The 21,112-nt window shown below is 34.9% G+C and carries 13 protein-coding genes and 1 tRNA gene; 5 read left to right on the plus strand and 9 right to left on the minus strand.

What is annotated here, in order from left to right:
- Positions 1-49: 49 nt before the first annotated feature.
- A complete protein-coding gene (locus DK508_RS14470) occupies positions 50-1,372 on the minus strand; it encodes a c-type cytochrome (RefSeq protein WP_109302727.1) in 1,323 nt (440 codons plus the stop codon).
- 223 nt (positions 1,373-1,595) lie between these two features.
- Here DK508_RS14470 and DK508_RS14475 point away from each other — a divergent pair, with 223 nt between their 5' ends.
- The gene (locus DK508_RS14475; RefSeq protein WP_160114725.1) at positions 1,596-2,060 is read left to right on the plus strand and encodes an SPOR domain-containing protein; all 465 of its coding nucleotides are present in this window, start codon (positions 1,596-1,598) and stop codon (positions 2,058-2,060) included.
- 79 nt (positions 2,061-2,139) lie between these two features.
- Here DK508_RS14475 and infB read toward each other — a convergent pair whose 3' ends face one another.
- From infB to rimP, 3 genes are read right to left on the minus strand one after another with little or no spacing between them, the layout of a single operon-like run.
- Positions 2,140-4,950, minus strand: coding sequence for a translation initiation factor IF-2 (infB, locus tag DK508_RS14480; RefSeq protein WP_109301509.1), 2,811 nt, complete (start codon positions 4,948-4,950; stop codon positions 2,140-2,142).
- A 44-nt stretch (positions 4,951-4,994) separates the two neighbouring features.
- Complete coding sequence (gene nusA, locus DK508_RS14485) at positions 4,995-6,227, minus strand: transcription termination factor NusA (RefSeq protein ID WP_109301510.1); 1,233 nt, start codon at positions 6,225-6,227, stop codon at positions 4,995-4,997.
- A 13-nt stretch (positions 6,228-6,240) separates the two neighbouring features.
- Positions 6,241-6,705 carry a ribosome assembly cofactor RimP gene (gene rimP / locus DK508_RS14490; protein WP_109301511.1) on the minus strand — a complete coding sequence of 155 codons (465 nt, stop codon included), beginning with the start codon at positions 6,703-6,705 and terminating at the stop codon, positions 6,241-6,243.
- Between the two features lie 262 nt (positions 6,706-6,967).
- Between rimP and DK508_RS14495 the strand changes: the two genes are divergently transcribed.
- On the plus strand, positions 6,968-7,801 hold the full coding sequence (locus DK508_RS14495; protein WP_370443850.1) for a universal stress protein: 834 nt from the start codon (positions 6,968-6,970) through the stop codon (positions 7,799-7,801).
- A gap of 181 nt (positions 7,802-7,982) precedes the next feature.
- On the opposite strand, the gene DK508_RS14500 is transcribed toward DK508_RS14495, so the two are convergent.
- Positions 7,983-8,055, minus strand: a tRNA-Gln gene (locus tag DK508_RS14500).
- A 209-nt stretch (positions 8,056-8,264) separates the two neighbouring features.
- On the opposite strand from DK508_RS14500, the gene DK508_RS14505 reads away from it, so the two are divergent.
- Both DK508_RS14505 and DK508_RS14510 read left to right on the plus strand, forming a co-directional pair.
- Positions 8,265-11,567, plus strand: a complete 3,303-nt coding sequence (locus DK508_RS14505) for a DUF2723 domain-containing protein (protein WP_109301512.1) — start codon at positions 8,265-8,267, stop codon at positions 11,565-11,567.
- A 46-nt stretch (positions 11,568-11,613) separates the two neighbouring features.
- The gene (locus tag DK508_RS14510; RefSeq protein ID WP_109301513.1) at positions 11,614-12,258 is read left to right on the plus strand and encodes a polysaccharide deacetylase family protein; all 645 of its coding nucleotides are present in this window, start codon (positions 11,614-11,616) and stop codon (positions 12,256-12,258) included.
- Here the strand turns inward: DK508_RS14510 and DK508_RS14515 are convergent.
- A complete protein-coding gene (locus tag DK508_RS14515; protein WP_255411337.1) occupies positions 12,255-12,557 on the minus strand; it encodes a co-chaperone YbbN in 303 nt (100 codons plus the stop codon). The genes DK508_RS14510 and DK508_RS14515 overlap by 4 nt on opposite strands.
- Positions 12,558-12,631: 74 nt before the next feature.
- Complete coding sequence (locus tag DK508_RS14520; RefSeq protein WP_109301515.1) at positions 12,632-13,870, minus strand: metallophosphoesterase; 1,239 nt, start codon at positions 13,868-13,870, stop codon at positions 12,632-12,634.
- A gap of 397 nt (positions 13,871-14,267) precedes the next feature.
- Here DK508_RS14520 and polA point away from each other — a divergent pair, with 397 nt between their 5' ends.
- Positions 14,268-17,102 (plus strand): DNA polymerase I, encoded by a 2,835-nt coding sequence (gene polA / locus DK508_RS14525; protein ID WP_109301516.1) that lies wholly within the window; start codon positions 14,268-14,270, stop codon positions 17,100-17,102.
- 32 nt (positions 17,103-17,134) lie between these two features.
- Here polA and DK508_RS14530 read toward each other — a convergent pair whose 3' ends face one another.
- Together DK508_RS14530 and DK508_RS14535 are read right to left on the minus strand one after the other, a co-directional pair.
- On the minus strand, positions 17,135-18,340 hold the full coding sequence (locus DK508_RS14530) for a serine hydrolase (RefSeq protein ID WP_109301517.1): 1,206 nt from the start codon (positions 18,338-18,340) through the stop codon (positions 17,135-17,137).
- A gap of 54 nt (positions 18,341-18,394) precedes the next feature.
- Positions 18,395-21,088, minus strand: a complete 2,694-nt coding sequence (locus DK508_RS14535; RefSeq protein ID WP_109301518.1) for a DUF5916 domain-containing protein — start codon at positions 21,086-21,088, stop codon at positions 18,395-18,397.
- Positions 21,089-21,112: the final 24 nt, after the last annotated feature.

Genomic DNA, 21,112 nt, shown 5'->3' on the forward strand with positions numbered 1-21,112 from the left:
TGATATTAGCTTCTTACTATTTTCCGAATAATCGGATAACAAATTTTTATTAATAATGACACTTACCACATTCCAGACCACCCATCTGAGCAGCTGTTAGTTGATCTACACCATATTTCTTCGAGAGTTCTTTATGAATTTTCTCATAATACTCATTATCTGCAACCTTAACATTAGTCTCTCTATGACAGTTAATACACCAACCCATAGTTAAAGGAGCATGTTGATACATAACTTCCATCTCCTCTACAGGGCCATGACATGTTTGACACTCCACCCCCGCAACACTAACATGCTGTGAGTGGTTAAAATATGCGAAATCAGGAAGGTTATGAATACGCACCCATTTTACTGGCTCCGTTTCACCTGTATACGATTGCGAACTAGCATCCCAACCTACAGCCTTATATAGTTTTTGAATCTCTCCATCATAAAATTCTTTAGAATACTCTTCTGTTGCAGTACCATCAGCCACTTCACTAATAGATTTATGACAATTCATACACACATTAAGTGAAGGAATACCTGACGTCTTACTTACTCTAGCAGAAGAATGACAGTACTTACATTCTATTTGATTATCACCAGCGTGAATTTTATGCGAATAATGAATCGGTTGAATCGGAGCATAACCCTGATCAACTCCTACTTGCATAAAGTAACCGTAAACAAAATACCCACTAGCTAGTAACAAAAATATAGCTGTCACTAAAACCAGAAATTGATTCTGAATAAAAGCTTTCCAGATCGGAGTTCGTTCTTCAGCTTTTGGCAACTCTACATTACTAGCTTCAGCAAAGCTTCTTAATGTTTTGTTGACTAAAAACAACACCACCATCAGCATCAAAAACACCAATGCCAATATGCTTAGAATAACATTTGTCGAAACTCCAGAACCGCTTCCGGCTGCTACAGCATCACCAGTACCCGGAACAGAAGCCGGAGGATCAGCCTTAGGCTCCATCACATAAGCTAGGATATTATCGATATCCGTATTCGTTAACTGCGGAAAAGCATTCATTGCAGTTTTATTATACTCTTCATAAATAGCTACAGCTTGAGCATCTCCCGAAGCTACCATTGCTGCACTGTTTTTTACCCAAGAATATATCCATTCTCTTTCGTACTTATCAGCCACTCCAAAAAGAGCAGGACCTGTCATCTTCTTATATCGCTTATGACAAGCAGCACATAGAGATTTAAATAACTCTTCTCCTTTAGCTACATCTCCTCCAGATGAAGCTTCTGCAACTGCAGTATTATCCGCAACCACTTCTTCCTGTCCGAAAACAGGGTTAAAAAAAGTAAATAAAAAAACAGTTCCTAGAATTAGGATTTTAGAGGCTGAATTTCGGTGTTTCACCTGTTTCATATTATCAAGTAGAATTATCGTCTTAATTTTGGTATGGTTTTTTCTATAGTCTGTTAAAAAAGACTTAAAAACCACCACCTTTAATTCGACGACAAAAGTACTATAATAAGTCGATTTTGGAAATGTTAGAGAAGCGTTAAGTATTAATTTATAATAATTCTAAATAATATTTTTAAACAATTATGAGTTATTAAACTTTACCTTTGCCCTAAATTAATTTGTAATGAGAATGTTAAACATTAGACACTATATATTTTTTGCAAGTTTTCAAGCCTTGGGATTATCAACTATAATTGCTCAAGAAGACCCAAATTCAATCCCTGAAACGCCAAATGACAACAATTTTGTAGCTATAAACATAGCTCCTCCTCCAGAAGCAACTGTTACAATTAACCAAGATCCCAAAATTACTACGCTTTTAGACATGAAGTCAAAAATGGAAAAAGATGGTGATTTTAGTGATCGTTATAAGGTTCAATTATACAATGGAAATCTTAATCAGGCGAATAAAATCTTGAATTCTGCAAAAGAACTTTTCCCTAAATGGAGCTCATCTTTACAATATGAAACTCCTAACTATAAAGTTTGGATCGGAAACTACAGAACCAAACTAGAAATGGATAGAGCATTATTAGAAATCAAAAAGGAATTTCCTTATGCTTTTCCATTTAAACCTGAAAAAAAATAGAACACTTTATTAGTCATATAAAAAAAACCTCTACAAAATGTAGAGGTTTTTTTTTATTTATATCACTGTATATTATTACTTACAGTTTTTTCTTAACTGCTACTTCTTGATAAGCTTCTACAACATCACCTTCTTTAATATCATTGTAGTTTTTAACTTGCAAACCACAATCATATCCTTTACCTACTTCTTTCACATCGTCTTTGAAACGTTTTAAGGAAGCCAATTCACCTGTATAAATCACCACTCCCTCTCTTATCAATCGGATACCTGAATTTCTATAAATCTTACCGTTCTGAACCATACATCCAGCAATAGTACCAACTTTAGAAATCTTAAATGTTTCTCTAATTTCTGCAGTACCAGTGATTTCTTCTTTCATTACTGGAGAAAGCATTCCCTCCATTGCATCTTTCAGGTCATTAATAGCATCATAAATAATTGAATATGTTCTGATATCGATTTCTTCTTTATCAGCAACCTGTCTAGCATTACCAGCCGGTCTTACATTAAATCCAATTATAATCGCATCTGATGCAGAGGCTAATAACACATCACTTTCTGTGATTGCCCCTACTGCTTTATGAATAATATTTACATGAATCTCTTCTGTAGATAATTTCTGGAAAGAATCTGTTAATGCTTCTACAGATCCATCCACATCACCTTTAAGAATAATATTCAATTCTTTGAAATCTCCAAGAGCAATTCTACGTCCGATTTCATCAAGCGTAATGTGCCTTTGTGTACGTACAGATTGCTCTCTATGTAATTGAGCACGCTTAGAAGCAATATCTTTTGCTTCACGCTCATCTTCTAACACGCTAAATTTATCTCCAGCTTGCGGCGCTCCATCCAAACCTAATATAGAAACTGGTGTAGAAGGCCCAGCCTTCTCCACGTTATTTCCACGTTCATCCTGCATCGCCTTAACTTTACCACTATTTTTACCAGCTAGAACATAATCTCCCACACTAAGGGTTCCTGTTTGCACCAAAATAGTAGAAACATATCCACGCCCTTTATCCAAAAACGCCTCTACCACTGTACCAGACGCTAATCGATTAGGATTTGCCTTAAGCTCTAATATCTCTGCTTCAAGCAATACTTTTTCGAGTAATTCTTTGACCCCAGTACCTGTTTTGGCTGAAATATCGTGAGACTGTATTTTACCACCCCAATCCTCTACTAATAGATTCATTGAAGCAAGTTTCTCTTTTATCTTTTCAGGATTTGCCTCTGGCCTATCCACTTTATTAATTGCAAAAATTATTGGTACTCCAGCTGCTTGCGCATGACTTATAGCCTCTTTAGTCTGAGGCATTACATCATCATCTGCAGCGATCACAATAATTGCTAAATCTGTTACTTGAGCACCACGCGCACGCATTGCCGTAAAGGCTTCGTGACCAGGAGTATCTAAAAACGCGATTTTTTGTCCGCCTTCTAACTGCACTCCGTATGCACCAATATGCTGGGTAATCCCACCACTCTCGCCTGCTATCACATTTTCTTCTCGAATATAATCCAGTAATGACGTTTTACCATGATCAACATGTCCCATTACAGTTACAATTGGCGCTCTAAAAACCAAATCTTCTGGAGCATCAACTATCTCTTCTATAGATTCTTCAATATCCGCAGTTACAAAATTAACCTCATAACCGAACTCATCAGCAACAATAGAAAGCGTTTCGGCATCCAAACGTTGATTCATGGTCACCATAATACCAAGTGACATACACGCAGATATCACTTCTGTTGTTGACACATTCATCATAGTAGCAACTTCAGAAACCGTTACAAATTCAGTTACTTTTAATACTTTACTTTGTTGTTCTTGCTGAGCAACATCATCTTCAGCCTTTTGACGGTGCTGATCTCTTTTATCTCTACGATATTTTGCTGCTTTGGACTTATTAGATTTACCCTGAAGTTTTTCTAGAGTTTCTCTAACTTGTTTTTGCACTTCTTCTTCACTAGGCTCTTCCTTAACTATAGGGGTTCTTTTACCTTTTGCAGGTCCTCTACCTCTATTTCCTTGGCCGCCGCCTCTATTTTGGCCACCTCTATTACCGCCGGATTGACCACCAGGTCTTCCGCCTCCAGGGCCACCACTTTCCTTACTAATTCTTCTACGACGTTTCTTTGGATCACCTCCAGCCGCATTCTTATCAGATTTCTCGTCCTTCTTTTTTGCAGGCTTTTTAAATTGAGTTAAATCAATTTTTTGTCCTGTAAAATTAGGTCCATCTAATTTTTTATACTGAGTCTTTACTTTATCTGAAGCAACAGGTTTTTCAACCTCAGTTTTATTTTCTTTAGGCTTTTCAACAACAGGTTTTTTAGCCTCAACTGGCTTTTCCTGCTTTACTTCTTTTACCTTTTCTACAGGAGGTTTAGGAGCTTGTTTGGTTATTTTCAACTCTTTTTTCGCCGGTCTATTAGAAACCACTTCTGGTTCTTTTGGCTTAACCTCTTCTTTTTTAGGAGTTTCATCCACCTTTTTTTCGGGCTGCGGTGTTTCTTCTTCCTTCTTTTCTAATTCAATTTTCCCTACTTGTTTAGGGCCACTTAATTGAGCTTTAGCTTTAACAACTTCACGTGCCTCTGCAAGCTTACGTTTTTCTTCCTGCTCATTTTCAATCTGCACACGCAATGCCTCTTTCTCTTTTCTCTTTTCTTCCCCCACTTCTTTTGAAGCTACCTTCTTACTCTTATCGGTCTGAAATTCATCAAACAAGAGCTGGTAAATATTAGGAGAAATTTTTGTGGTAGGACGCGCGTCTATCTCGTGACCTTTTGAATTCAAAAAGTCAACAGCCCGATCAAGCGAGATATTGAATTCGCGTAGTACCTTATTTAATCTCATTGTTTTTGCTTCAGCCATAAATGCCTTTTATTTTATGCTCAAATATAAATTAATTGTGATTATTAATCCTCAAATTCTGATTTTAATATTTTGATCACTTCACTTACCGTCTCTTCCTCGAGATCAGTACGCTTTACAAGATCTGCCATATCCTGTTCTAAAATACTCTTAGCTGTATCTAATCCTATTTTAGAAAACTCCTCAATAATCCAAGAATCAATTTCATCAGAAAATTCTGTAAGTTCAACATCCTCTTCTACTCCCTCTCTAAACACGTCAATCTCGAAACCAGTTAACTGCCCAGCTAATCTAATGTTATGACCTCCACGACCAATCGCTTTAGAAACTTCTTCTGGCCTTAACATCACCTCTGCACGACTACCTTCTTCATTAAGTTTAATAGAGGTTACTTTTGCAGGGCTTAATGCCCTTGTGATATATAGTTGCACATTATTAGTATAATTAATAACGTCTATATTTTCATTACCCAATTCTCTAACAATACCATGTATACGCGATCCTTTCATACCTACACACGCTCCAACAGGGTCTATTCTATCATCATAAGAATCTACAGCTACTTTTGCTTTTTCTCCTGGGATTCTAACCACTTTTTTAACGCTAATCAATCCATCAAAAACTTCCGGAATTTCAGATTCGAAAAGTTTTTCAAGAAATAATGGCGATGTCCTAGACATAACTATAGCAGGCTTATTTCCTTTAAGCTCTACAGATTCTATTACTCCTCTTACGTTTTCTCCTTTTCGGAAAAAATCAGATGGTATTTGTCTATCTTTTGGTAAAATGATTTCATTACCCTCATCATCAAGCATAATAATCGCTCTATGACGAATATGATGAACTTCTGCTGTATAAATCTCTCCTTCTAATTCTTTAAATTGCTTATATATATTGGTATTATCGTGTTCATGGATTTTTGATATCAAATTTTGACGTAAAGCAAGAATAGAACGTCTTCCTAAATCAATTAGCTTTACTTCTTCTGATACATCCTCACCTACTTCAAAATCTGGTTCAATTCTTTGAGCCGCAGTTAACGATATCTCTTGGTTATCATCTTCTACTTCCCCATCTCCAACAACAATTCTATTTCTCCAAATTTCTAAATCCCCTTTATCAGGATTAATAATGATATCGAAATTGTCATCACTACCAAACTTCTTCTTTAGAGCATTTCTAAATACATCTTCTAAGATCGCCATTAACGTAACACGATCTATCAACTTATCATCTTTAAATTCTGAAAATGATTCTATTAATGCGATATTTTCCATATCAATATTATAATTAAAATGTTATCATAACTTTTGCTTCTACAATATTTTTATAAGCTACATCAGCCTCTTTGGTAACTGTAACCTTACCTTTTCCAACAGGCTTAGGCTCTCTAGCTTTCCAAGTTAAGGAGATAGCCTCTTCTGTAACAGAAATCAACTCTCCTTCAATAGTTTGATCTTGAGTTTTTATCTTGAGTTTTCTCCCTATATTTTTTTTGTATTGACGAATATGTTTCAACCCCTCAGAGACTCCCGAAGACATCACCTGCAGAGAAAAATCTTCTTCTTCTCGATCAAGATTATGTTCTATCGCTCTACTAACAGCAATACAATCCTCAACTTTGACACCATCGTCTCCATCAATAATAATTTCAATACTGTTATCAGGATGAATTTTAAAATCGATCAAAAACAGAGACGTATTTTCTTTAAGCGCCTCTTCTAATAAATTTTGAACTTTGTCTTTCAATGACATAACTAGATAAAAAGAGGGGACTTCTCGTCCCCTCAACTTGGTTTTTTAATTTCAACGGTGCAAAGATAGCAATAATATCTTAGATACAAAATATGTGAAAGAATGAATTTATTCGTAAATTTAATATATCTAAGATCAGGGTAGTTTACTTAGACTTAATGCATTGCAAATCCCCAATAAAAATCTAGCCACTATCCTTCTGAGTGTTTAAAAATTCTGAGATTACCTTATTACTACATTACTCATTCAAAAAAGCAATATTATGATTAAAAGTATACTAGTACCTACCGACTTTTCTGATCAAGCAGAAAGCGCATTAAAAGTTGCCGCTCAAATTGCAAGAAAAAACAATGCTTCAATCTATTTGTTACATATTTTAGAGTTACCAATGCACCTAAGTGATCTAATGTCTTCTGGAACCACGGCCGCAGCTCCTCAAGCCGTTTATTTCATGAAGCAAACCCACAATAAATTTGAAGAGTTAATAGAAAAAGAATACCTGAAAGATCTCGAAGTTGTAGAAACAGTAAGTTTTGAAGACATCCATACAGGAATCAATAGTTCTAGCGAAAAAAACAATGTAGACATTATTGTCATGGGCTCTCATGGGTCAACCGGTTTTGAAGAATTGTTTATTGGATCTAATGCCGAAAAAGTAGTGCGCACATCAAAAAAGCCAGTACTAGTTATCAAAGAAGATTGCGAAATATTTGAAATAAGCGATTTTGTATACGCTACAAATTTTGATAACGAAGACAAACCTTCATTATTAGCAGCACATGATTTTTCAAAGTCAATAAACGCGAAACTTCATTTAGTTTGGGTAAACACAGCTAACGGATTTAAAACCACGTATGAAACCGAAGAAAAAATGAATTTAATGATATCTGGACTCGATATTAGTAACTACACACTCAACATCTACAATGATATCACTGTAGAAAAAGGAATCCTAAACTTTGCAGGATCGGTTAATGCGGGGATGATCGGTATTAGCACACATGGCAGAAAAGGGATTTCTCATTTTATTAATGGCAGCCTAGGAGAAGATGTTGTAAATCACGCCAAAAGACCAGTATTAACTTTTAAAATTTAAAAAGCATACCCCAATTACCCCCCTTAACCACACCTCATTTTCGTTCTAAAACAGAAAAAGAGTAACATTAATTTGTTACTCTTTTTTGTATATTTCACATAATCATTCTTTTGCTTTTTAAAGCTAAATATCATTCAAAAAAAAAGAAGGAACTAGATTATACTAATTCCTTCAATTTATGTTGGTCTACTAGGGCTCGAACCTAGACTCTTCTGTACCAAAAACAGACGTGTTGCCAGTTACACCATAGACCAGTATTTTTAATACGGGTGCAAATTTAATACTTTCTTTTGGGTATGCAAACATTTTTTTCAAAATTATTTCCTCCAAATAGACATTATTAATGTAAAATCAACAAAATCAGACTAAAATATAAACTTCTGTTAAGCGTTTGCTAAAAAAACAAAGGGGAAAGTATTTTTATCACTAAATTCGCCTCACGTTATATAAACGAATAAACTCTATGAGCACATTCAACTTTACCAAGTGGAATAAAATAACTGGATGGGTCGTTTTTGCGATCGCCCTATGTGTATATGCAATGACCGTAGAACCAACGGCAAGTTTTTGGGATGCTGGCGAGTATATTGCCACCTCATCAAAACTACAGGTTGGTCACCCTCCTGGAGCTCCTTTATTTCAAATGATCGGAGCTTTTGCAAGTACTTTTGCTTCAGACCCAACTCAAGTTGCGTTAATGGTAAATATGACTTCTGCAGTAGCAAGTGCTTTTGCCATATTATTTATGTTTTGGTCTATTACAATCTTGGTTAAGAAACTAATTGTAAAAGAAGAAGAATTTACTCAAAGTAAAGCCATGGCTGTTTTGGGTAGTGGTATTGTTGGAGCATTATCATTTACTTTTACCGATAGTTTTTGGTTTAATGCCGTTGAAGCCGAAGTATATGCAATGGCCTCCTGTATCTTATCTGTTCTTTTTTATCTGGGCTTACTTTGGGAAAGAGACATGCACAAACCAAGAGGTAATAAATGGCTCTTACTAATTTCATTTATTGTCGGGCTATCTTTTGGAGTACACTTTATGGGATTACTATCTATACCAGCAATAGGATTACTATACTACTTTAAGAATTATAAAGAAATTACTATAAAAAACTTTATTGCAGCAAATGTTATTGTTGTAGCCATATTGTTATTTATTTTCAAATTACTACTTCCTTCTACTCTCAAATTTTTTGGAGCTGCCGAAGTATTTTTTGTTAATTCTATCGGTCTTCCATTTAATTCGGGAACAATTATCGCTGGACTTTTAATCGTAACGGCCTTTTATTTTGGAATAAAATATACTCGTAAAAAGAATTACCCCCAACTAAACACATTACTACTATGCGTTGTTTTTATTCTAGTAGGGTTTTCGAGCTGGATTATGCTTCCTATTAGAGCTAATGCCGGCACCGTAATCAATGAAAACAATCCAAATAACGCAAGAGAGTTATTAGCATATTATAATCTAGAACAATATCCCGAAACGCATTTGTTTTACGGGCCTCAATTTTCAGAAATATATGCCACCTTGGATCAAGATAATCCTTACGAAGATGATAAACCAAAGTACGAAAAAGATCTAAAAACAGGAAAATACATTATTGTAAACGATTGGAAAAATGCTAAACAAAATCTAGATAATGCTCATAAAGCATTTTTACCTAGAATGTGGAGTACAGAGCACATTGCCAATTATATGGATTTTACCGGCCCAATAAAATTCACCATTAAGCCAGAATATCAAAGCGAAGAAGAATTACTCAAAGCCGTTTCTGATTTTAGAAGAGAATACGCGGTAGGCAAGCTAGACAATGAAGATTATCATAAGTTTTTACAATCCTTTGGGAATTATATAGATGTGCAAAAACCTTCTTTCATGGATAATGTAGCCTATATGTTTGATTATCAAATGGGTTATATGTACTGGCGTTATTTTATGTGGAATTTTGTTGGTCGACAAGATGACAACCAAGGGAATCTAACGGATCTAGAAGGTAATTGGTTGAGCGGAATTAAGTTTATTGACGAATTACACTTAGGTTCTCAAGACAATCTACCTACAGACACCTTAAAAAACAAAGCACGTAATACCTATTATTTCTTACCATTACTGCTAGGGTTAATCGGTTTTGTATTTATGCTACAGCATGATAAGAAAAATTTCTGGGTGTTATTTATATTTTTCCTTTTTACAGGACTAGCATTAAAAATATATTTAAATGAACGCCCATTCGAACCTAGAGAACGTGATTATGCATTGGTAGGGTCATTTTATGTGTTTGCTATCTGGATAGGTTTTGGCGTATATGCATTATTTGATTTATTAAAGAACAAAGTAAAACCCAAACTTCTTGCACCTATTGTTACCGTAGTCTGTCTATTAGCAGTTCCTGTTTTAATGGCCTCAGAAAACTGGGATGATCATGATCGGTCTAATCGATACACGGCTCAATCCATGGCAAAAATGTATTTACAATCATGCCAAGATGACGCCATACTATTCACCATTGGAGATAATGATACATTTGCACTTTGGTATGCTCAAGAAATAGAAGGATATCGTACAGATGTGCGAACGGTAAACACTAGTCTTTTTGCTACAGACTGGTATATTGACCAAATGAAAAAGGCGGCATACGATGGGAAGCCCATACCGTCTCAATTAACCCATGAATTTTATCGATTTGGAAATAATGATGCTATCTACTACAAGCCAGTTACTAATGACACCATGCTCATTAAAAACTGGATGCGATGGATAGAAACTGATGACCCAAGAACCAAAGGAGATCTCCAAAGTGGTAAAAAAGTAAATACCTTCCCCACTAAACATATTAGAATTCCTGTAAACAAAGAAGCTGTTCTTAAAAACGGGATAGTATCTCCAGAAGATGCTGATCTTATTGTACCGTACATCGATATACATTTAAAAGGGGATCTATTGTTCAAAAATCGATTATTAATGCTGGATATCATTGCAAATAACAATTGGGAACGACCAATTTATTTTACCGGAGGAAGTTACGGAGATGATGACTTCTTGTGGATGAAAGATTATCTACAATTAGACGGGGTAACTTTTAAACTTGTACCAATACGCACCAAAGTTGATAGACGTAATCCTTTTGAAATGGGTAGAATAAACACAGATCTCATGTACAAAAATGTTACCAGTTGGGATTGGGGTAATAGTAATGACCCTAACATTTATCACGATCCAGAAACCAGAAAAAATGCAATTACATACAGAAGTAACCTTGCTCGTTTAGTAGAAACATTAATAAAAGAGGATCAAAAAGGTAAAGCCAAAGAAATTATTGATTTGGCCATGGATAAAATGCCTATCGAATATTATGAATACTATACTTTACTAGAACCCTACATTACGGGATACTATCAAGTAGGCGAAAAGCAAAAAGCTCGAGATTTATGGAATAAAGTTGCAAAAAAATATCAAGAACAACTTACTTACTTTGGTAGCTTAAGCCTTGAAAAGCAATATATGTATGCTGAAGACATTGTTACCAATGTAGAACGTTATCGTAGCGTTGTTGATCTATTACTAATCAACCAAGACAGAGAGATGATCGAAGAAAAAGCTGATGAGTTTAATAAATACTTAGGGCTGTTCACCAGATTATACTCGGCCGATGAAGAATATAACGACGAAGAATTACTACGTAAACAGGAAGAGGATTTAATTAAGGAATTTCAAAATCAAGAAAAAGCTTTAGACTCCCTAGACACGATACCAGAATAATTCTAAAAGTGAGTCTTACGGCTCACTTTTTTAATATATAAAGCATTTGATTCCAAGTAAAACACCAAAAGTTCTGAAACAATTTTTTTCTACGTATGCATGGGATTTTGCATCGAAAAAAGAGAATACCTTATACCTAACTTTTGATGATGGCCCTATCCCCGAGGTTACCGAATTTGTTCTTGAACAATTATCAAAATATAACGCCAAGGGAACCTTTTTTTGTATTGGAGATAACATTCGTAGACACCCTGATATTTTTGATAAAATAATATCACAAGAACACGCTGTAGGTAATCACACCATGAATCATCTCAAAGCCTGGAAAACTAATTCTGAAATATATCTCAAAAATATAATGGATTGCGAACAGATAATTGAAAAATATGCTGGCAATCAAAATAAACCAACATTGTTTAGACCTCCTTACGGTCAAATAAGTTATTCAAAATTTAAAGTTTTAGAAAAGCTTGGGTATAAAATTATTCTTTGGGATGTATTATCAAAAGATTGGGAGTCTAATACTTCTCCAGAAACTTGTCTTCAATATGTACTGCAAAACACTGAACCAGGAAGTATTATAGTTTTTCATGATAGCTTAAAGGCATCAAAAAACCTGACATACGCATTACCAAGGGTTCTGGAACATTTTACCAAAAAAGGATTTTTGTTTGAAGCTATATCAGCTTAGACATATTCTTTCATAAGTCCAATCAACGTATTGGCATCTTGCTCACCACTTTGTCGCCAAACCATTTCACCCTCTTTATAAATCATCAAGGTAGGCAAGCCTTTAATCCTTAAAGCAGTTGCAAGTTCTTCATTTTTATCAATATCAATTTTTATAACCTTACCCTTATCACCAAGAGCAGCGGCCACATCTTTTAATACCGGATGCATTGCAACTGAAGGTTCATTCCATTCTGTATAAAAATCCAACAGAACAGGAACTTCAATACTAATTATATCTCCAAACTTTGACATGTTCAAAACTTTTACGTTCGAGATCCTTTTTTAACACATACAGACCCCTAAACAATTGTAAATATAATACTTTCTTAGAATTAAGAGGGCTGTACTCCTTTTCTCAATTCAATTACTGTTATCTCAGGCCAAATACCTACCCTACCTGGGAATGCATGAAACCCGAAACCTCGATTTACATTTAAATACCTTCCCATCTCATTATACATTCCGGCCCACTGTTTATATACATACTGCACAGGACTCCACCTCACAAACCCAGGAATTTCAATTCCAAATTGAAAACCATGAGTATGACCACTTAGAGTAAGATGATAATGATCTTCATGTTCTTTTACCTCGTACTCCCAATGCGAAGGGTCATGGCTAAGCAAAATTTTGAAATCTTCTTTAGTCACCTTTTCAGATGCTTTAGTAAGATCTCCTGCTTTTTTGAAATTATGCCCCCAATTTTCTACTCCTACTACAGCAATACGCTCTCCTTCTTTCTCTACAAAAGCACTATCATTAAGTAACAGATTAAAATCAATTTTAGTATGAATATCTTTTATGGCTTGAAAATTAGCTTCTTTTTCTTCCTCACTACCCCATGTAACGTATTCTCCATAATCATGGTTTCCTAAAACAGAATATTTCCCGTACTGCGGTTTTTTAAGGCGCTTAAAAGTATCAATCCAATCATCCATTTCCTTGGCCATTGTATTTACTATATCGCCTGTAAAAAGCAAAAGATCTGCTTCTTGTTCATTAATCAAATCCACGGCATATTCTATTTTGGAGGGGTCATCAAAACTTCCAGAATGAATATCTGAAATCTGAGTAATCTTAAATCCATCAAATGCAGCCGGAAGATCATCGTAATAAAGCACGTGACTAATAACTTTAAAATTATATTTACCTCTAAAAATACCATGTAACAAGCCAGCAAAAGGAATAGCCGCTATACCTAAAGCTATTTGACTAATAAATTTTCTTCGATCTGGTAAATATTGAGTAGCATTACCATCAAAAAAAGTATTGGTAAGATAATTATACCCCGCAATACATAATCTAATAATATCCTCGCCAAACATAAACAAGACCAAGATTAATTTCGGCACAAACGATAACAACAATAATCCACTCGCTCGTAGAGAATATTTGGTAGGACCAATACTTCTATCGTAATTAGCAAAAGTGTAAATCACATATCCCAAAATGAGTAGTGATAATACCAAGTATCCAATCTGAACTATTGGGTTTTTTGAAACGGTTCGTACTGCTTGATAGGCATAAATTTCTACCAACACATATAAAACTATGGGAATTAACCAGCGCATATTACATTCTAATTCATTAACAAAGCAAAGCTATCTCTCCTTTTTAATCTGCAACTATTTTTAAGTAAAAATTAACGATATACAATTTAAATCCTATAATTCCGTTAATATGGGTGATTATAAAATGATAAATCTTAATAATTTGTTTCGGAACTAACATTTTTATTTGTAACTTCGGAGAATAATTCCTCTTTAATAGGAACTTAAATAATAAACATCTATTATTATATATAAAAAATTACTATCGTATTTATAGCAGTTGATACATTGTTATCAATTTTATTTTGGGGCGAAATGCCGTCAGGTCTTGACGGCATTTCTTATTTGTATTTATCATAGTTTTTTAAGCTATTAAGCGATCTTCTTTTTATATTGCGTTTCTAAAAATTCAACTCGTATTATGTCACAAAAACGTCTTTTTCTTCTTGATGCTTTCGCACTAATCTTTAGAGGGTATTATGCGTTAATAAAAAACCCAAGAATCAACTCCAAAGGTCAGGATACATCAGCAATTATGGGATTTGTAAACTCGTTATTTGATGTTATCAAAAGAGAAAAACCAGATCATTTGGCCGTTGCTTTTGACAAACAAGGAAGTAAAGACAGATTAGAAATATTCCCAGAGTATAAAGCTAATCGCGATGAAACTCCTGAAGCTATAAAAATTGCTGTTCCCATAATTCAAGAAATACTAAAGGCAATGCACATTCCGATAATTGAACGTGCTGGAGTTGAGGCAGATGATCTCATTGGTACAATTGCAAAACAGGCCGAAAAAGAAGGATATCAAACGTATATGGTAACTCCTGATAAAGATTATGCACAATTGGTGTCAGAAAATATATTTATGTATCGCCCGGCCAGAATGGGAAATGGTATTGAAATTTGGGGTATCCCAGAGGTTCAAAAAAGATTTGAAGTAGAACGCCCAGAACAGGTGATTGATTATCTGGGTATGATGGGTGATGCCGTTGACAACATACCTGGATTGCCTGGTGTTGGTGACAAAACCGCCAAAAAATTTATAGCTGCATACGGTTCTATGGAAGGGCTTTTGGCAAATACAGATCAGCTAAAAGGTAAAATGAAAGAAAAGGTAGAAGCTAATGCAGAACTAGGACTTCTATCAAAAAAATTAGCCACAATTATTTTAGATTGTGATGTGACTTTTAATGCTGAAGATTATGAACTTGTAGCTCCTGATGAAGGAAAAGTAAGAACTATTTTTGAAGAACTTGAATTTCGAAGGTTAACAGATCAGTTTGTTAAAATATTTTCTAAAGAAGATCCATCAACACCACAAGAAGCTATATCGACAGGTACTAAAAAGAAAACCTCTCAAGCAGCAGGTGCAGGTCAGTTTTCACTATTTGGTGGTGATGATCAAGCGGCAGATGAATCAACATCTTTCTCAAACAGAAAAACAATTACGAATACAGAACATTTTTATCAAAGTATCACTCCTGGTATGGCCATGAAATTGTTCTTGCAAAATTTATTAAAACAAAACAGTGTTTGTTTTGATACCGAAACTACAGGATTAAATGCGCTTACTGCAGAGTTGGTTGGCATTGCTTTTTCATGGGAAGGAAGTAAAGGGTTCTATATCCCCTTCCCCGAAGATCGCAATGAAGCTCAAGAATTAATAGAGCAATTACGCCCATTTTTTGAATCGGAAGAAATTTCTAAAATAGGGCAAAACCTAAAGTATGACATTAAAGTATTAGCCAAATACAATATAGAAGTAAAAGGAAAGCTATTTGACACTATGTTGGCGCACTACCTTATCAATCCTGATATGAGACATAACATGGATGTATTAGCCGAAACGTATCTTAACTACACCCCTGTTTCTATCACAGAGTTAATTGGTAAAAAAGGTAAAAATCAACTTTCTTTTAGACAAGTTCCTTTAGACAAACAAACCGAATACGCCGTAGAAGATGCAGATATTACTTTTCAGCTAAAAGAGCATTTTGCACCAGAACTTAATGAAGCTAAAACAGTTTCTTTATTTGAAGACATAGAAATCCCTTTGCTAAGAGTTTTGGCAGACATGGAAGTAGAAGGAATTAACCTAGATAGAGAGTTTCTCGAATCATTATCAAAAGATTTGGATAGCGATATAAAGAGCCTAGAAAGTAAAATCTATACTGAAGCGGGAGAAGAATTTAATATTGCTTCCCCAAAACAGTTAGGCGTAATTTTATTTGAAAAAATGAAATTAGTTGACAAACCCAAAAAGACGAAAACTGGACAATACTCTACTGCAGAAGATGTATTATCATACTTGGCAAAAGATCATGAAATCATCCAAAACATATTAGATTTTAGAGGTTTATCGAAGTTAAAAAGCACATATGTAGATGCTTTACCTACCCAGGTCAACGAAAACACCGGTAGAGTGCATACTGATTATATGCAAACAGTTGCTGCTACAGGGCGCTTAAGCTCTAATAATCCCAACCTTCAAAACATCCCTATACGAACTGAGAGAGGGCGACAAGTAAGAAAAGCGTTTATTCCCAGAAGCGAAGAATACACATTATTAGCTGCGGATTACTCGCAAATAGAATTACGAATTATCGCAGCCTTGAGTGAAGAAGAAACTATGATCGAAGCTTTTAAAAACGGAGAAGATATCCATGCTTCTACTGCAGCAAAAGTATTCAATGTAGCCATCGATGAAGTAAGCCGAGAACAACGTAGTAACGCAAAAACAGTGAATTTTGGGATTATTTATGGTGTTTCTGCTTTTGGATTAAGTAATCAAACAAGTCTCTCTCGTAGCGAGGCAAAAGAGTTAATAGACACCTATTACAAAACATACCCTAAGCTACGTAATTACATGAGTGAACAAGTTGACTTTGCTCGTGACAATGGATACGTACAAACTGTTTTAGGAAGACGCAGATACTTAAAAGACATCAATTCAGCCAATGCAATTGTAAGAGGTGCGGCAGAACGAAATGCAGTAAACGCTCCTATACAAGGAAGTGCAGCAGATATTATTAAAATTGCAATGATCAATATCCATAAAAAACTAAAAGAAAGCGGTTATAAAACCAAAATGCTTTTGCAGGTACATGATGAATTGGTATTTGATGTATACAAACCTGAACTTGAACAAATCAAAACATTAATCAAAACCGAGATGGAAAATGCCTACACTTTGGCGGTTCCATTAGATATAGATCTTGGATTGGGCGATAATTGGCTTGAGGCACATTAAATATAAATTTAAAAGAAAAACGAGATGCAAAATTACTGCGCTCTTTTCTTCATATCTTTATAAAAATCATAGTAATTCAAAAAAGTTGGCATTACGGGGCCATTAAACGGGTTAGGGCCATTAAACAAAACACAGATTGCAATCTTGTTATCCGGATCAATCAGTAATTGTGTTTTATATTGATTTACGTTACCACCATGGTATACGATTCTGCGACCTCTATAATCCAGAATACGCCAACCCATGGCATAATAAGAATCGGTAACACCATCCCATAAATTAACATACGTATCTTCTTGGCTGGTACAAATTACAGGATTAAAAATATCACTTAATCTTTTTTTAGAAATTACATCAGGGCGATATCCCAATAGCACTTTTAAATACTCGCCCATATCAGAAATTGATGCATTAACACCTCCTGCGGCAGCTACATTATAATAGTTTTTATGTAGATTATCTAATCTATATTTTTTTGAATAATGATTATAAGAATGCGGAAACGCTACATTATCATTATTTTTTATATCCAGAAAAGTACTCGAAGCAGTTTTCATTCCTGAAGGGTTAAAAATTCGTTCTTTAAGAAGTAAATCAAAGGTTTTTTGAGTCTGATTTTCCATTATTTTTTCAATAACCGAAAACATGGCATTTTGATATCCGTAACCAGCTCCCTCTTTAGACACTACTCCTTTTCTTTTAAAACTCTTAACAATCTGCTCTAGAGACATTCCTTGCTGTATAAGTCTTGTAAATGTATAAGGGTATACTCCTGTTGTATGAGACAATAAGTGATCCACCTTAAGTCTACTTGCCTGTTCTCTATCTCTTAAATCAAAAATGGCAACAGACTCTTTAACGTTTTGATCCCACTTAAGCTCATTACGATCAACCATATTTCCCGCAAGTACTGCTGTAACTCCTTTTGACAAACTAGCAATTCTAAATACAGAATGTACATCTACAGAATCCTGAGTATGAATCTTTTTTACTCCAAATCCTTTCTTGTACACAACTGTAGAATCTTTAACAATCACTACTGCGGCACCTGGGCATTCTGAAACATTAAAGTTAGTTGCAAAAAACTTATCATAATGATCCAAGAAAAAAGACAATGAATCTTTTGAGGAAATTTCAAGCGCTTCCTTATTAGAATCAATTACAGTAGTTTTCTCTGTTGGCTTAGATGTATTACAAGACACAACAAGCACTAAAAGAATAACATAAAAACATTTCATATTGCGACAATCTAGAGTGCCGCAATATATGTTTTATAAAACTTTTTAAAAAACTTATAGCACAAACCTATAGGTAGCCTTAATCAAAAAGGTGTTTTCTGGTTGTTGATCCAAAATCTGAGTATTCAAACTCCTAAACAAATGATCTCCAGGATCACCACTTCCGGTTACCCCTTGAGACCAAACCAAAAAGATTTCGGACCCTGGGATATACTCCCACCGTAACACCAAATTAGAACGAAATTGAACAAATGCAAAATCAGGGTTGTCGATTGTATAATCTACAGTTCCATCTCTATTTTCATCAATCGAATACACATCATCTGCCAATGAAATCTGATTTTCATCATACAAAGTAACACGCTCACTAAGATCTTTGGCTATTGGATTATTCACATAGTTAAATTCCTTATACCGTCCTCTAGATATAAAAGGTTCTCCATAATATTGTATCGTAAGATTAGGATTGATATTATAATTTAATCGAATACTAGCACTTAATGTTTGCTGATCAATATTAGCGGTTATATATCTTGGTGTCCCACTAAAATCAGCTTCCGTTACATATTGAGTTTTGTTAGGATTCTGTCGAAATTGTGGATTAAGTGATATACTCAAAGCATTAATTGGTTGATAATTCAATCGAACAACATACCTATTAAAAGAGAAGTTTTTCTGATTAGCTCTTGATCCATCGTATCCCAGGGTAAAATTGAATTTTTTTCTTCTATCCGAACCAAAGAACAAAAAAGCAAAATTCTCGTCAGAAAAACGCCATCTTGGACCTCCTTGTAAAATCGTGTTCGAAAAAATTCTAGGTTTATGTCCAAATCCAACCTCGGTCCACCAGTTATTTTTATAATTAATTTCTCCTCGTATAAAATACTGAATACGGTTGTAATTGCCCTCAAAGTCAAAGGTCGAAAATTGTTCGGCAAAAATTTCTGCTCTCCTATAAAAGTTAGTAGGTTTTAAGAATAAGTACCTAATATTAGCAAACTGTCTAATCTCGTCTGCCTGTCTTAAAAAACCTATATCGTTAAGTTCCAATTCTGGCGATCTCCAAAAAATACCAGCATTATACCTCCAACGTCCACCACCTGATTTACCTCCAGTTAACTTACCTCCAGTACCTGTAAGTGAAGTTCTATTAGGATCAACACGAACATGGTCTGCATCTACACGCTGAAAAAGATGGGTAAGTTCATTTTGAGTTTCTTCAATAGCTTCCTTAGACCCCTCAACATGACTGGTCACAAAATTACCTTCGATATAAAATTTTCTATCCTTCCAATTGTGCCTAAAATCTAAACCGCCAGAGTAAGCAGATTTCCTTAAACTATTTAAATTATTTTCTCGGGTTCCCAAAAGTTCAGATGTCTCATCAGTATCAGGATTGTTTTCATCGATTTCAAAAGCATCTCCCAAATCACGATTAGTAGCTGTAATGATTCCCCCTATATATGTATTGCGATCATTAAAATCTTTTTGAGCTCTAGCCACAAAATAATTCGTTAAAGGCTCAACAATTGCCTTTCTCTCATTTCCATCTTCATCTTCGATTTTAGCAATCTCTCTTTCGGTTACACTTTCTAGAACACCAATAGACCAGCCATCTTTAGTTTTACCACTAAATTTTGCTGCTCCCAAAATTGTAGTATTACTTGGTCGATCAACAAATTCCCCATCCAAAGTATTAATTGAACCTTGAGGATTACGTCCTATTCTTCGAGAATAAAAAACATTATCAAACCCATTGGCAAATCGATAATCGAATATATTTTTATTTTCTACAAAGAATGGTCTTTGTTCTCTAAAGAAAATTTGAAAACCATCTAGTGCTATTGCTGCAGGGTCGGCTTCAACTTGTCCAAAATCAGGATTTACTGTTAAATCTAATGTAAGATCATTAGTAACTCCTATTTTTGCATCTAAACCTCCATTTAATTTAAATTCTTCTCCATCCCTAAAAGGGTTCCCTTCCTCGGTAGGAAACGTATCGAATTGTGTTACTGCAAAAGGTTGAATTTCTAATTGTTTTTGAGGTTCTATATCGATAAGACCATGTAGTTCTCCAAATTCACTTACCCATCCCGGGGCATCTTGAGGAATACGTTGCCAAACAGATCTTTCTTCTTTTCTAAATAATCTTCGGTTTACTTGAAGTCCCCATATTTGCTCTTTACTTTTTCCAAATTTTACTTGGCTTAAAGGAATCTTAATCTCTGCAGTCCACCCCTCGTCATCTATATTAGTAGCCGTATACCAAATTGGATTCCAGCTACTATCCCAATTATTCCCATTACGAGAGATAAACTCATCTCCTTTCACTCCCGCCGCAGTTATTGAAAAAGAAAAGCCAGTACGTTTATCGTGATACGTATCCAAATTAATCTCTACCCAATCCCCTGCAAAACCATCTCTTCTTGACAGTCTTTTTTCAATCTCATCAGGTTCTGTATCATAACATCGATATGCTACGTAAAGATATTTTTGATCGTATACAATTTTGAACTTGGTTTGCTGTGTGGGTGGAGTATTTTCGTCTGGTTGATTTTCAATAAAATCCCCAGTCCACTCTACCAAGTCCCAACTGGATTCGTTAATCAGCCCATCGATTGTAGGAGCTTCATTATTTTGTAATGGTTTGGTGGTATAAATTCTTTTTGTAACTGTACTTGTAGAATCTTGAGCAATAATGATTGCAGGAAACAGAAATAGTACCAATATATGGCATAAATACTTCATGATGATTAGTTTGTTTGATGATTG

This window comes from Aquimarina sp. AU474 (genome assembly GCF_900312815.1).
Taxonomy (GTDB): domain Bacteria; phylum Bacteroidota; class Bacteroidia; order Flavobacteriales; family Flavobacteriaceae; genus Aquimarina.